This window comes from Paraburkholderia kirstenboschensis (genome assembly GCF_032806925.1).
GTDB classification, from domain to species: domain Bacteria; phylum Pseudomonadota; class Gammaproteobacteria; order Burkholderiales; family Burkholderiaceae; genus Paraburkholderia; species Paraburkholderia kirstenboschensis.
The window spans coordinates 1,680,468-1,694,298 of record NZ_CP136511.1 but is presented as its reverse complement, the minus strand read 5'-3'; the positions used below and the strand labels follow the sequence as shown (position 1 = coordinate 1,694,298).

The following is a 13,831-nucleotide window of genomic DNA, read 5'->3' as shown; positions in this document are numbered from 1 at the left end:
GACCCATTAGGGCGTGTTTCCCCATATAGCTGGCGCTAGCGTCGCGCCAGCCTTTGCTGAACTTGAGTGAAGAGCCAACTGACGAGCAGCGTGGACACCGTGCCGAGGACGACCTGCACGAGCCGGAACAACGGCACGCCCCATAGTGGCCCTTGCGGGGGAAACAGCAGCACGATAGTCGCGGTGATGGCGCCGAGGCGCGCTGCGCTGCCCACGTTCACGCACCAGCAGACGATGATTACCGCGGCAATTGTCGTCGCGTAGCCTAGGATCTCGTGCGTGCCAGCGCCGAGAGACGCGCCAACGAAACCGAACAGGCCACCCGCCATGGCTCCGACGAACTGGTCGCGCGACAGGTTGCGGGTGTCCGAGTAGCTGCGCTGCGTGACGGCGATGGCCGTAATCGCGGCCCAGAAAGCCTGCTGGGTGTGCAGCGCGCAGGCGATGCCGTAAGCGAGACATGCGCCGCAGACGGCCTGCAGCGCCGTCAGGCTGCCCTCGGCGAGCCGGTCGCGAAACGGCAGGCTCTTGAGCAGGTCGATCAATACGTCGGCGGCGCGGATGCGCGCTTCGTTTCGCGTTTCTTTCGTTTCAGTCATCGTTCGTGCTGGTTTTTTTGAGCGCAACGGGGCGGAAAAGGTAGCGGCGTATCCGCCATCTTGAAGGCGGCGCTCCGGCCGAACGCCGCAAATTTGCAGCGCTCAGGACTACCGGGTGCCCTTCAGCCCTCCAGGCGCAGCCCGAACCGTTTCGTCCTAGATGGCCGCGACCCAAGGTCGCAGTACGTGCAATTCTGGCGTTTCCTGGAAACGCCGCGTATCACCTGACGCGGACCGTTCGAGGGCACGACTCGCGGCCTTCCTGAGCATAGTCAGCACGCTGGAGAACGGCTATTACATAAAACTGTAGTTACCTGCGCCCCAGCCTCCCTCGCGAACCAGGCCGCGGCCTTCAGGAGCGGTTCTCACGAGGCAGCCACGCGAGTTGCAGCGTCGACCGGGGTCTTTTCGGGCACGATACAAAAACTTCATCAGGACCGGCCCCTCGCCCTTTCAGTCATCCACGGCGACGGTACGACGACTGTGGCGAAGACAGGCGGGCACAACCTCGGGTACGGCCGGCACAGGCATCTCAAGGGGGACAAGGTCGTGGCCTTCCGCGATCGCGACTGCAACATGGGGTGCCTTTCTATGAGCAGGAAGTTGTCAATACCTTTGACGATCTGCGTCGTAAATCATAGAGATCCTTTCCGCCACGAGCGCGAGACAAGCAGTTGCGAACTTGATTGCATCCGTGCGTCACTGCATGCGGGCTGGACTCCAGCTTTATGTAATAGGCAACGCCCCGCGGGCTTCCTATCATCAACGCAATGTCGGCGAGCCGGGCACATATCGAGTCCATCATTTCGCGACTGCATATCATCGAATCAGGTAGAACGGCCGATGTCATTGCTCAGTCGACAGCTACGCATTGTTTTCGATTGGTCAAGGTCCAAGAGGCGGACGTTACGTCAACCAAGGAGTAAACATGACGATCTTCGTGGAATTCTTTGCGCTGTCCATGATATTTATTCTATGTGTTCTGGTTGGCATCGATCAATGGTCGGAGCGTCATCAGTACTACGCCGCTGCAGACCCGTCTTTTTTGGATGAAGCGTATCCGCGCGATGAGGCTTGACAGTCATCGTAAATATAAGTGGCTCGGTGGCTGTAGAGCCGAGCAAATATCGGTTTGGCCTGTCGCGGTGGCACGCCAAATCAGGTCCTCGGCGCTTTAGGGAGAATGGGATGACATTGCTGAAACGGATGCTTGCGGCGCTCGGGAGTTTAATCGTCGCGAGTGCGAACGCTGGTGACGTCCCGTGTCCTTCGATGACACTTCGCGCAGTGACGACTACGGACGGGTCAGGTGTCACCACAATATCTACGGCTGTGGATGGTGGCGCGGACGGCGGGCAGCACGCAAGGCAAGACGCGTCCCCGCAATATTTGACTTCGGTTATTGGGTCGTTACATTGGATTCAAGGCCCGAAGATCGTCACCATTGATGGAAAGGCCACTTTTGCCGTGCCGGCTCGATTTGTATTCCTCGGAAGGGAGGACACGGACAAGCTTATGAAGCTTCTCCAGAATCCAATAGAACGTCAATATTATCTCTTTAGTCCCCTTGATTTCTCTTGGTACGGCCTAATTTCATACGCGGAGACGGGGCATATTAGCGAGCATGATGTTCTTAACGCTAATGAGCTCCTCGAAAAGATCAGGTTAAGCACGGAGGCGAGCAACAAGCGGCGAGACGCTACCGGATGGGGCCGAGTCGCGATTTCAGGATGGCGCCAACTCCCTAGCTTCGACTCTCTGACAAAGAAGCTGGAATGGGCGGTATCTGCTCTCGACGCCGATCATGTTGCTGTGACCAATTTCAACACGCGGATATTGGGACGAACAGGCATCCTTTCGGTTGACCTTGTTGCCGATGAATCCCAATTCGAAACAGCAGTGCTCGACTTTCGCGCCGCAATGAAGAGCCTAAGGTTTGTTTCCGGGCAAAAATATGAAGACTACCGGCAGGGAGATCAGATGGCAAGCTACGGAATGAGCCAACTTGTAGCCAATGAAACCAGGCCGCGAGGTGACGTTCCATTGAGCGAATGGGGATTGGCAATGTTCGCTGCGATGTCCTTGATCGCTATCGGAAGGAAATCGCTGAGGCGACGTAAGTAGGCAGTCTGCTTCATCAGTCATGTCAGTCGTCTCGTTCGCTCGAATCATACCGCAGCGTCTTATTGCGACACCCATTAGCCGAGCGAAGTCAAGGCACAAATTTACTCCACCGCCCGATTGCAGTGGCGATGGTATTTTTATCGCCACTGCAATCGGGCGGAATTCTTTCTGTAACTTGCCATGCTGTCTGCCGATCGTAGTCGCATCCGTTTTCTCCAAACTGGTTGCGAACCGGATCGCACCAGACACCCATCTATAAGGACTTGCCCGTTTTAGCAAGAGGGGTTGAAGGGGTTTGTGCTGGCTCGTAATGCGTCTCCTGAGTCATCGGGACGGGACATATGCGGCGTGTAGCGGCGGGAGAGACTGCGCACCTATAAACGGCCTTGCTGGGCGACGTGGTTGCTGCGCCCGGGCCCGGATAGTAACCGCGCAGCAGGACTCCATTCGGGATGCGGCGAATACAGAGGCTGTAGCGCCTGATGGGTGTTCGAGTTCGCCTGCTGCCGGTCTGACCTGTCGCTATCGTTGCCTGTTGCGTCCTCTATGGGGAGTGGTGTTCAGTTTGAGGCTGTGCGGGCTGCTTCACGCGCCCGCCGTCTGGACGGGACGCGCGGGCGCGTGGGATGGATCGAACTTCTCGCCCTTCGCAAGAATTGCCCACAGAATGCGGGCGTGTTTGTTGGCGATGGCGATGAGTGTCTTCTGGTAGCCGACGCGGGCCTGCAGCTGGACAATCCACCGTGAGAGCCGGTCAGCGCGTCGGGGCGCGGCGGCAATGGCTGAGCGTGCCCCCAGGACCAGCAGGGTGCGCAGGTAGTCGTTGCCCTGTTTGGTAATACGGCCGAGCCGCTGCTTGCCGCCGCTGCTGTTCTGTTTGGGCACGATGCCAATCCAGGCTGCCAGCTGGCGACCGTTCCTGAACTGGCGCGCGTCGACCACGGTCGCTACCGTGGCGGATGCAGTGAGGGGCCCGACGCCACACATTTCCATGCAGCGCTTTGCCTCGGTATCCTGATTGGCGTGTTCGGCAATCTGCCGATCGAACCAGGCGATTTCCTGATCGAGCGCCTGCCATTGGACCCACGCGCGCATGAGCGCCTCGCGCGCGGATCCGGTGAGTTCGTTGCTGCCGTCTTCGACGCAGTCGACGAAGTATTTGTGCAGCTGGTTGATACGTTGTGGGAAGAAGACGCCGAACTCGGCGAGCAGTCCCCGCAACCGGTTGATGAGCGCGGTGCGCTCCTCGACATAGCCGGTACGCATCCGGTGAAGCACGAGCACGCTTTGCTGGGCGGGTGACTTGACGGGCACGAAACGCATCTGCGGCCGGCTCGCGGCTTCGCAGACGGCTTCGGCGTCGCGCGCGTCATTCTTCACGCGGGCGCCACCCTTGCGGTAGGGCACGACAAACTGGGGTGGAATCAGGCGGACCTCGTGTCCGAGCGCGCGGAGTTTGCGGGCCCAGTAGTGGGCGGCGCTGCAGGCTTCCATTGCGATCAGGCACGGCTTGAGATTGGCAAACCAGCTCAGGAGCCGGTTCCGCGCAATTGCCCTGCGGGCGACGACGCGCTCGGCGGCATCGACCGCGTGGATCTGGATGACATTCTTGGCGAGGTCAACACCGACGCGGGTGATCGTGTCCATGACTTCCTCCTTGGCGGAAGGTTGCTCAGCGGCCCCATGATCGCATCTGCGTGTGGTGTTCCGCTGGCCGGGCAAGTCCTTTACCAATTCGGGATCAAGCATGCCGTGATGTAACTAACGGCTGCCCTGGCGGCCATTGCCGCCCCAGAGAAACGTTGGTGCCAGACGAGGTCCAATGGGTTTCGCAGAACCGTGGCTGTTGCTTGCGCAACGCCAGTCAATGGTGGCTCATCGCCTGGGCGACCCGGTCATCCGCAAACAGTCGGTGGGGCAAAGGGAAGGCCCAATCAAAACCATGGCTTTCCACCAGTCGCAATACTGGGCTCGTTCCCCTTGCACCACCTTTTAGTCAAAGCAGCGGGTTACCTCAAATGACTTGTGCTCCCGAAGCATGTGATAGCAGGCGCGCGCCAGTTTGTGCGCCAGCGCCTTGATCGCCACAATTCCGTTTCGCGCGCGTTTCTTGCGCTCGTAAAAGCGCCTGGCTTCCGGGCACGAGCGGATCGCGAAGTTGGCCGCCTCGACAAACGCCCACGCGAGATATTTGTTGCCGTTCTTCGTATTGCCTTCGCCTTTCTTCCTGCTGTTGCTTTCACGCCGGCTGTCTACGCAGCGGCAATACGAACTGAAATTGCCAACCTTGGTGAAACGGGAGATGGTCCCGGTTTCCAGCATGATCGTGGTTGCGAGAACCGGGCCAATGCCCGGCACCGTGTTCAGCAACGCGTAATCCGGGCGCAGTTTCACCCGCTCCATGAGTCGCTTCTCGATGATCCCGATTTCCTCCTGCAAGGTTTGCATGACCGCGAGATTGGCTTGCATCGCGAGCGTCACGTCAGATGCAAAACCGAATCCATTCACCTGCATCTCATCCAGGCGCTTAACCCGCTCACCTTGCATCTGCCCACCAGTATGGCGTGAGAACAGATTCTCAATCGCGAGGATCTGGGCCGTACGACACTGCACCAGTTGGATTCGCTTGCGAGAGAGGTCACGCACCGGACGTTCTTCTGCTGGATAAATGTAGCCTTCAGGCAATAGTCCCAGACGCAGCAGTTGTGCGAGATGGGCGGCATCGGCGAAGTCACCACTGTATTTCAGTCCCTCGTACTGCCTGATTGCCGCGGGGTTGGCCAGATGCACCCGGTAGCCATCGTTCATCAACTGATCCACCAGCCAGTACCAGTTATACGTTGCTTCGATGACCACGCCCACCAGATCTTCGCGGTGCGGCGCCAGCGCCGCCCGGATCTGCACCGGATCGTTCGGCAACCGTCGCTGGTAGACAACCCGGTCAGCGTCATCGCTGACGACGACCACACTGTTGTTCGAGTGCAGGTCGATTCCACTAAACTTATTCATGCCGGCCTCCTGTGCGTCACGTCGGTGTTCGCACCCTGACTGTACGCCGGCCGTTCGATTCGAACGGAGGGAGGTCGGCTATATGATTATCAAAACCTCAACTGGAAGCAGCCTTCCCGAACGCGCACGGCACTGTCGATGTTGTAAACCACGCGGGAGGTGCGTAAACTCCCGCGCATGCCTGATACGACGCCGCTTCCTGACGACATCGATGCCTTGAAGGCGATGCTGGCCGAGGCCCGAGCGTTGCTTGCCGAGCGGGACCTATTATCGAGCAGCTCAAGGCGCAGATCGACAAGCTCAGGCGCATGCAGTTCGGCCACAAGCGTGCGGGAAATGGGTGTCATGTTTCTCGCTGATTTCCATCGCCTTTTGGTTGTCAAAGCCCCCACCGACGGCCAGCTCGGAGATGGCCCGGAAGTAGTGGTCCTGGCCGCCTGGCACGCTCCAGTCCAGCATGTGTCCAACTGTCGTTCCGATGTTCCTGAAGCGATGGGTGACACCCCGCGGGACGAACAGCATGGTCCCCGCTCCCACAGTGCGAGTGATCCCTGCAATGGTCACTTCATAGCTTCCGTCGACAATGAAAATGCATTCTTCCAGCGTGTGGTGAAGATGGTCCGGCGGCCCTTCCCCCGGCTTGTGGCTACAGTAGATGACCGAGACGGCACGGTGGGTTTGCTCGCTAGTTAGTAATACTTGCATCTCCAGGCCGAATGGTTTGATCGGCAATGCTTCTTCGAGCGTGACGATGAGCGGCTTGATTGCGGTATTGGAAGTGACCACGTTTTCTCCTGGTGGACTGATGACGCTTGAGCGGGTGAGAACGATGCGATCTCGACTGCAGAGAACTGCATGCTTCCCACAACTTCCAGAACGCTTGAGTGTTGTTGTTATTCCATCGGAGTTCGACGGATGAGTTCGCGCGGGTGCTCGAAGGTGATAGACCTCGCCGGGGCTAATCCGCGTCGCGGGTCGGATTGCAGCGAGCGGCGCATTGGCATCGCTGGGCACGACAGTCGAGCGAGCATCGTGGGTACGCTCGTCGCGGTCGACGCTTCGTTTTCCCATCCGGGGCTTCCCATCGCGAACCAACTCAACTGCCCCATTCTGTCCGCCGCGCAGCGCGCGCTTGCCAGAGGCTCACAGCGGGCGATGGCTGACATGCAGGCCGAGATCCCACGCTCGCCCAGAAGTTTCAGCAGGACGCGACGAAGGGTGACGGCAATGCGATGGTCGAAGATATGTACCAGTTGAAGCGCGAAGAGCAGAACGGACCCGTGCCGAATACGTTTAGCGGCCAGGACGCGCAGACGCTCGGCGGCGAAGTTGGCGATCTGGGTAAAGGCAAGGTCAACTCGACGGAAGAGCAGAACTTCACACAGGCTTTCGGGATGGATGCGCTCTATCGCGGGTCCAGCTCGGCGTCGAAGACGTGGGACAAGATCGTGAACGCCGCTGGCGGCTTCATGCAGCCCGCGGCGTGTCCCGAACGACGAGTTACGAGTTGATGTTTTCACCGGCATCCGTTGTGTAAATTACCTTGCGCAGTAATCAGTCTGTCGCGGCATTCAGTTTCGGTTGGAAAATAACCCTCATTCCGGTGCTCCTTGTTCCCATACCCGCTTCTGTGCATTACGGTTTTGGGGTAGGGAGAGTGTGAAAAAAGTTCTTGATTTGGAAACGATTACTTCCTAATATTCCACGGATGAACAATCCCCTCGATCACGGGGCCGAATCACGCGGCCCTGGCCGTCCGCGTGAATTTGCTCTAGACGACGTGCTGGACAAGGCGATCGTAGTCTTCAGCGAATTCGGTTTCCATCCCACGTCGCTCGGCAGGCTGACGAATGCGCTCGGCATCGCGGAAGGCAGCATCTACAAAGCGTTCAAGGACAAACGCACCATTTTTCTGGCGGCTTTTGACCGCTATGTCAACCAGCGGAACAACCGGATGGCGCAGGAACTGGCGCGCGCACGCTCGGGTAGGCAAAGCGTCAAGGCAGTCCTGAGCCTTTACGCGGAAACCAGCCATGGCGTGATGGGTCGACGCGGCTGTCTCGTGGTTGGCAGCGCGGTGGATCTGACGAGCTCGGACGCGGAGATCGCGAAGCGCGTGGCCAGCGTGCTAAAGACGCTCGAGAGGCGTCTGGTGGAGGCGGTCCGGCAAGGCCAGGCAGACGGCTCGATCATGTCCGGTCTGGATGCCGAGTCTGCCGGACGGTTACTGCTGTGCGTCGTTCAGGGCATGCGAGTGCTGGGCAAGACGGGGCGGTCAAATGGCGAAATGATGGACGTTGTGGAAAGCGCGCTCACGTTGCTCGACTGATTTTTTTGTTCAATTTGGAAGTATCCGCTTCCTATTATCGAAATGCGAAACATGACAACAAATCAACTTGGAACGGCAGCGGATCCGATGCAATCATCCCGCGCTCGCTCTGATCCTTGTGACGGCAGGCGTGTTTCACTACCGCGAACCTCTGTTCGGCGCAGTCTGTGGCGCTTAGTGCGATAGCTTACGACGTCTCACATCGCTCAGCAAGTGCGCAAGCCAGGGTTCTTTTTGGTCGACGAGACAACTGCGTGCCGCTCACTGGGAAATGGCACCGCCCGTAGCAGAGACGCGGTTCCGCGAACGGGTTCCCCATCATGAACACAGGAAGAGACCATGACCTTTGACGGCTCGGCTATCAAGGCGCTACTGGCCGACGCGGTTTCGAACGGTGCTGTTCACGGCATTGCGGCACTGGTGGTTGACCGCAGCGGTCCGCTGTTCCATCACGCCGCCGGGGAGGCAGGCCAACACGCGATGTTCCGCAATGCCTCGATGACGAAGGCAGTGGCCACTACGGCAGCGCTCCAGTTCGTGGAGAACGGGCGGCTGAGCCTTGATGCCGCCGTCGAATCGATTCTGCCCGAGTTCGGTCAGTTGCAGGTGCTGGACGGTTTCGACGGCGACAAGCCACGCTTGCGTCGTCCTGCCAGCAAGGCCACGGTGCGCCAACTGATGAGCCACTCGGCGGGCCTCGGCTACTTCTTCTTCAACGAGAAGCTGATGCGCTACCACAAGCTGACGGGTGAGCCCCACCCGCTCACCGGACTGAAACGGAGTCTCTCTGTGCCACTCGTCAACGATCCCGGCACGGCCTGGGAGTACGGCAGCAGCACCGACTGGCTAGGGCTCATTGTCGAGAAGCTATCGGCACAGAGTCTGGGCAGCTACCTCAAGCAGCATGTGTACGCGCCGCTGGGAATGCACGACTCAACATTCGCGCCCAGCGACGAGCAGCGCGAGCGGCTGCTGCGCGTGATGCAACGTGAGGCCGACGGCATCCTCACGCCTTCCAACGTCGATCTGCCGCCGACCTCCGAATGGGACGCTGCCGGCCACGGCTCTTACGGCACGGTGCAGGACTACGGCCGCTTCCTGCAGGCATGGCTCAGCGATGGTGCCGGCATCCTTGAACCGGCGACCGTGCAGATGGCACTGCGGAACCATCTCGGACAGATCAGGCTCCCTGAACTGTTGAAGTCCACCCTGCCCGGACTGTCGAACGACGTGCCGGCATCGCCGGTGCCGCAGGGCTGGGGGCTGGGCTTCCACCTCACGCTCGCCGACGTGCCGGACATGCGCAGCAGGGGCACGGGTGACTGGGCCGGCGTCTTCAACTCCTACTACTGGATCGACCGCTCGAAGGGCATCGCCGCGGTGCTGATGACGCAGCTGCTGCCCTTCTTCGACATGCCTGTCATCGAGACACTCGTCGGGTTCGAGATGGCGGTGTACCAGCAGATGGAAGAGGCCGTACCCGCCGCATGACGCCAGAGCGCGAGCGGTGTGATCGGGACCAACTGTCCGTGTGCTCAGGTTGGTGCGCTCGCTGTCGTCCTTGAATGATAGCTCTCAGCCGGTCAGCTTCGGCGGTTACGTGCCCGGCTTGGGGCGGGTATGAAAGTACAACGTAGGACCAGGTCCGGACAACTACTGCCGTTGATCCGGCCAACGCAAATCTGAAGGAACAGTCATGGCCTCATTGATCCGCGCAATACTCGTCGCTCCGGTTGTGGCCGCGCCGGTTGCATTGTTCGCGCAATCGAGCGCGTCAGTAGCCGCTCACGGGCAGGCGAAAATCTTCGACATCTTCGTCGACCAGCCCACGGGTTTCACGTTTGTAAAGATGCCGGACGGGTGGAAGTTTGTGGGGGGCTGTCCCATTCCCCAGCGCATCTAGTCATAGCGCTGGGCCGGGGCGACAAGTGGTACCTCGATGAAGTGGCGGTCACGATCAACGGCAATAGGCACTGGCTTCGGCACGTGGTGGACCAGCACGGCCGTGTTTATTCGGTAGCACTCTTTAACATGTCAATTCACTACTAACCCGCAGCAAATCAGGAGTGTTCCAATGACAATGCGCCAGGCAGCGGCCGAGGAAAAGGCAAAAGTCCAATCGATCGTGGGAGACAAATTCGGCCTTATTACCGGCGATATCGAGCGCGTCCGCAACGAAGGGACGATCGAGGACGCACTGAAAGTCGGGCAGTCCGTGCCGGATTTCACTTTGCCGGACGCCTTCGGCGCTCAGACCTCCATCAAGACTCTGCTGGCCAAGGGCCCCGTGGTGATCATGTTCTATCGTGGTGAATGGTGCCCGTTCTGCAATATCGAGATGCACGCCATGCAGAAGGCACTGCCTCAAATGCAAGAGTTTGGTGCAACCCTGGTCGCGATATCCCCGGAGAAGCCGGATCATGGAATTGTCATGGCCGAGAAGAACAAACTGACTTTCCCGGTGTTGAGCGACTACGACAACAAGGTGGCGAGGCAGTTTGGGATCGTGTTCCAGATGAGCAGGGAGTTGACCGATTTTGTGAGGGATACTTTCAAGAACGACATCGGCCTTCGCAACGGCCTGGATTCACGGGAGCTTCCGGTTCCGGCGACGTACGTCGTTGACTCGGCTGGTGTCATCCGTTTCGCCCGCGTTGAGGTGGACTTCATGGTGGGCCGCGCGGAACCTGACGAAGTCGTTGCGGCACTTCAGGCGTTCGCGCTGAAATGAGAATCCCGCCGTCAGCAATCGAACAAATTAATTGCTGACGTTTAACTCAGCCCTCCTCAATGGAGGCTTCGGCCGATGACTTGTCGTCGAGCGACGGTGCGGAATGACCGTTCCACCCCGATGCTGTTGAAAAAGTCGGCGACCGTCGAATCGCGAGGGTTTCATGGGTCGCTTTACCCTTACCCAAGGGCTGCGAGCGGCTTGTAGGCCGATCTGAGAGGTCGATTTCTTTGCTGTTGCACGACAAACCGTATGGCGCGACTTTTTCAACAGCATCCCCCGATACCTGCCTTTAGAGCAGCGATGGCTCGACCGGCAGCAAAGAGTCGAGCTTGTGTGAAAACACGTCGATCGCCTAAACTGAAGTAACTCATTCAGATGGGTGACCGGATGAAGCGATTCATAGAAGGTGAAGATCGCAAGCAGGTGACGCTGCTTCCAGAATGCCTCGATGACTTTGTTGCTGAGGACAATCCGGTCAGGATTATCGAGGCATTTGTTGAAGAGCTTGACCTTGCATCATTGCGCTTCGATGGCGCAATGCCGTCGGTTACAGGTCGCCCGTCCTATCATCCAGCAGTGCTCCTGAAGATCTATATCTACGGGTACCTGAACCGGGTTCAATCAAGCCGGCGTCTTGAGCGCGAATGCCAGCGCAATGTTGAGTTGATGTGGCTCACGGGCCGACTGGCGCCGGACTTCAAGACCATAGCCGACTTTCGTCGTGACAACGGTACCGGCATTCGCAACGTGTGTCGCCGCTTCGTGATGCTGTGCCGTGAGCTGAAGCTGTTCTCGCAAGCGCTGGTCGCCATTGACGGCAGCAAGTTCAAGGCAGTCAATACACGCGATCGCAACTTCACCGAGGGGAAGGTCGATAAGCGCCAGAAGCAGATCGAGGAGAGCATCCAGCGGTATCTCAACGCGCTGGAGACGGCCGATCGTACGCAACCCGTTGAGCTGGAAGCGAAGACAACCCGATTGCAGGACAAGATTGCACGCTTGCGCGAGCAGATGCGAAACCTCGACCAGATCAAGGAGCAGCTCAAGACGGAGCCTGACGGTCAACTCTCGATGACCGATCCAGACGCGCGCTCCATGGCAACGAGCGGCAAAGGCTCGGGAATGGTGGGGTACAACGTACAGGTGGCAGTAGACGCCAAACACCACCTCATCGTGGCTCACGAAGTCACAAACTCCGGCAGTGACCGGGCGCAGCTGAGCCCCAGGCAAAAGCTGCGCGCGACGCGATGGGTAAGACGAGACTGCGGGCAGTCGCCGATCGTGGCTACTACAGTGGGCCTCAGATCAAGGAGTGCGCGGATGCGGGGATTGCGGTCATGCTGCCGAAGCCGACAACGTCAGGTGCGAAATACCATGGCCGGATCGACAAGGCAGACTTCATCTACATTGCGCGGGACGACGAATACCAATGTCCAGCTGGAGAGCGGGCAATTTACCGATACACCAGCGAGGAACACGGGATGCAGCTACATCGATACTGGAGCAGCGCCTGTTCGCAATGCCAAATGAAGTCACAGTGCACTCCCAGCGGCCAACGACGGATAAGTCGATGGGAGCATGAGTCGGTGCTGGAGGCAGTTCAACGTCGGCTCGACAAGACGCCGGACGCAATGACAGTGCGCAGGCGAACCGTCGAACATGTCTTCGGAACGTTCAAGCACTGGATGGGCTACACGCACTTCCTGATGCGCAGGTTGCCTAACGTAGGTACCGAGATGAGTCTGAACGTACTCGCCTACGACCTCGCCGCCGCAGCACGAAGCCTGGCGCGTGCAGTCATCCAACTTTCCTAGAGTGACGAACGTTGCATACCCTACGAGTGCGCGCCGATGCCGGCCGTATGTTCGGTAGCCACTCGGTCGAACCAACCACCGAATTTTGGCAGATCGCGCGACGATCGGGTTAGAGCGAACGCGAGCGGGTAGAACATGAAATGACCGCATAGCGTACTGTAACGGACGCCCGGAGCCAGCGGCTTGAACGGCCGCAAACGGCCGACGGACTAAACCGCTCGCGCGGTATGGGGCTCCGGTCCAATGCTAGTAGTTCTGGAGAGGAAGCCGACTCTGTTTTCATGTTGAAGGGCGAGGCAATCCGCCTCGTCGTTCAACGGGAGCAGAGTCATGACCCACACACCTCAGCCCATCAGTCCGCTGCGCCAGCGCATGACCGACGACATGCGCACGCGTCAGCTCGCACCGAAGACGCAGGCCGGTTATCTGCGTGTCGTACGCGAGTTCACGCGCTTTCCCGGACGCTCTCCTGACACCGCCACCGTCGGGGACCTGCGGCGCTACCAGTTGCATCTGGTCGACCACGGCGTGTCACCCGTGTCGCTCAATGCGGCGATCACCGGACTGAAGTTCTTCTTCGGGATCACGCTCCACGAGCCCGACCTGATGGCACGCATGCAACCCGTGCGCGTGCCTCGCGTCCTGCCGGTCGTGCTCAGCCCGGACGAAGTGGGCCGCCTGATTGCCGCCACCGGCAATCTGAAGCACCAGACCGCACTATCGGTCGCCTACGGTGCCGGCCTGCGCGCCAGTGAAGTGGTGGCGTTGAAGGTCGGCGACGTCGACGGCCAGCGCATGACCCTGCGCATTGAACAGGGCAAGGGCCGCAAGGATCGTTACGCCATGCTCTCGCCGGTGCTGCTCGAACGCCTGCGTGTCTGGTGGCGAGTGGCGCACGCGCAGGGCCGGATGCTGGAGCGCGGCTGGCTGTTTCCGGGCCTCGATCCGGTCGATGCGCCCAGCACGCGGCAGCTCAACCGCGCCATCCATGCCGCCGCCGAAGCCGCGAACATCAACAAGCGTGTCTCGATGCACACGCTACGCCACAGCTTTGCGACCCACCTGCTGGAGCAGAAGGTCGACATCCGCGTGATCCAGGTTCTGCTGGGGCACAAGAAGCTGGAGACGACAGCACTCTATGCGCCGGTCGCCACCGACCTGCTGCGCGAGGTGATCAGTCCGCTGGAGAAACTGCAGAACAACGGCTGAACGCGGCGCACGG

The 13,831-nt window shown here is 59.4% G+C and carries 12 protein-coding genes and 1 pseudogene; 9 read left to right on the top strand and 4 right to left on the bottom strand.

Annotated features, from left to right (window positions below; genetic code table 11):
• Window positions 1–35 precede the first annotated feature (35 nt).
• Window positions 36–599, bottom strand: coding sequence for an FUSC family protein (locus RW095_RS08275; RefSeq protein ID WP_317015618.1), 564 nt, complete (start codon window positions 597–599; stop codon window positions 36–38).
• Between the two features lie 928 nt (window positions 600–1,527).
• Here RW095_RS08275 and RW095_RS08270 point away from each other — a divergent pair.
• Together RW095_RS08270 and RW095_RS08265 are read left to right on the top strand one after the other, a co-directional pair.
• Window positions 1,528–1,677: a hypothetical protein gene (locus RW095_RS08270; protein WP_317015616.1), complete on the top strand. Its 150-nt coding sequence runs from the start codon at window positions 1,528–1,530 to the stop codon at window positions 1,675–1,677.
• A gap of 110 nt (window positions 1,678–1,787) precedes the next feature.
• Window positions 1,788–2,723 (top strand): DUF2167 domain-containing protein, encoded by a 936-nt coding sequence (locus RW095_RS08265; protein ID WP_317015615.1) that lies wholly within the window; start codon window positions 1,788–1,790, stop codon window positions 2,721–2,723.
• Window positions 2,724–3,308: 585 nt separating this feature from the next.
• Here RW095_RS08265 and RW095_RS08260 read toward each other — a convergent pair.
• The 3 genes from RW095_RS08260 to RW095_RS08250 form a co-directional block, all read right to left on the bottom strand.
• On the bottom strand, window positions 3,309–4,370 hold the full coding sequence (locus RW095_RS08260) for an IS110 family RNA-guided transposase (RefSeq protein ID WP_317015613.1): 1,062 nt from the start codon (window positions 4,368–4,370) through the stop codon (window positions 3,309–3,311).
• A gap of 345 nt (window positions 4,371–4,715) precedes the next feature.
• Window positions 4,716–5,732 (bottom strand): IS110 family RNA-guided transposase, encoded by a 1,017-nt coding sequence (locus RW095_RS08255; RefSeq protein WP_317015612.1) that lies wholly within the window; start codon window positions 5,730–5,732, stop codon window positions 4,716–4,718.
• Window positions 5,733–6,032: 300 nt separating this feature from the next.
• Window positions 6,033–6,518: a cupin domain-containing protein gene (locus tag RW095_RS08250; protein WP_317015610.1), complete on the bottom strand. Its 486-nt coding sequence runs from the start codon at window positions 6,516–6,518 to the stop codon at window positions 6,033–6,035.
• 446 nt (window positions 6,519–6,964) lie between these two features.
• Here RW095_RS08250 and RW095_RS08245 point away from each other — a divergent pair, with 446 nt between their 5' ends.
• The 7 genes and pseudogenes from RW095_RS08245 (at window position 6,965) to RW095_RS08210 (ending at window position 13,818) form a co-directional block, all read left to right on the top strand.
• Entirely contained in the window at window positions 6,965–7,243 is a 279-nt protein-coding gene (locus tag RW095_RS08245; protein ID WP_317015609.1) for a hypothetical protein, read from the top strand.
• Window positions 7,244–7,440: 197 nt separating this feature from the next.
• Window positions 7,441–8,061 (top strand): TetR/AcrR family transcriptional regulator, encoded by a 621-nt coding sequence (locus RW095_RS08240; protein ID WP_317015608.1) that lies wholly within the window; start codon window positions 7,441–7,443, stop codon window positions 8,059–8,061.
• Window positions 8,062–8,400: 339 nt separating this feature from the next.
• Window positions 8,401–9,552, top strand: coding sequence for a serine hydrolase domain-containing protein (locus RW095_RS08235; RefSeq protein ID WP_317015606.1), 1,152 nt, complete (start codon window positions 8,401–8,403; stop codon window positions 9,550–9,552).
• A gap of 205 nt (window positions 9,553–9,757) precedes the next feature.
• Window positions 9,758–9,964 carry a hypothetical protein gene (locus tag RW095_RS08230; RefSeq protein WP_317016781.1) on the top strand — a complete coding sequence of 69 codons (207 nt, stop codon included), beginning with the start codon at window positions 9,758–9,760 and terminating at the stop codon, window positions 9,962–9,964.
• Window positions 9,965–10,135: 171 nt separating this feature from the next.
• Window positions 10,136–10,792, top strand: a complete 657-nt coding sequence (locus tag RW095_RS08220) for a peroxiredoxin-like family protein (protein WP_317015605.1) — start codon at window positions 10,136–10,138, stop codon at window positions 10,790–10,792.
• A gap of 390 nt (window positions 10,793–11,182) precedes the next feature.
• Window positions 11,183–12,609, top strand: a pseudogene (locus RW095_RS08215) (IS1182 family transposase).
• A gap of 330 nt (window positions 12,610–12,939) precedes the next feature.
• Window positions 12,940–13,818: a tyrosine-type recombinase/integrase gene (locus RW095_RS08210; RefSeq protein ID WP_317015603.1), complete on the top strand. Its 879-nt coding sequence runs from the start codon at window positions 12,940–12,942 to the stop codon at window positions 13,816–13,818.
• Window positions 13,819–13,831: the final 13 nt, after the last annotated feature.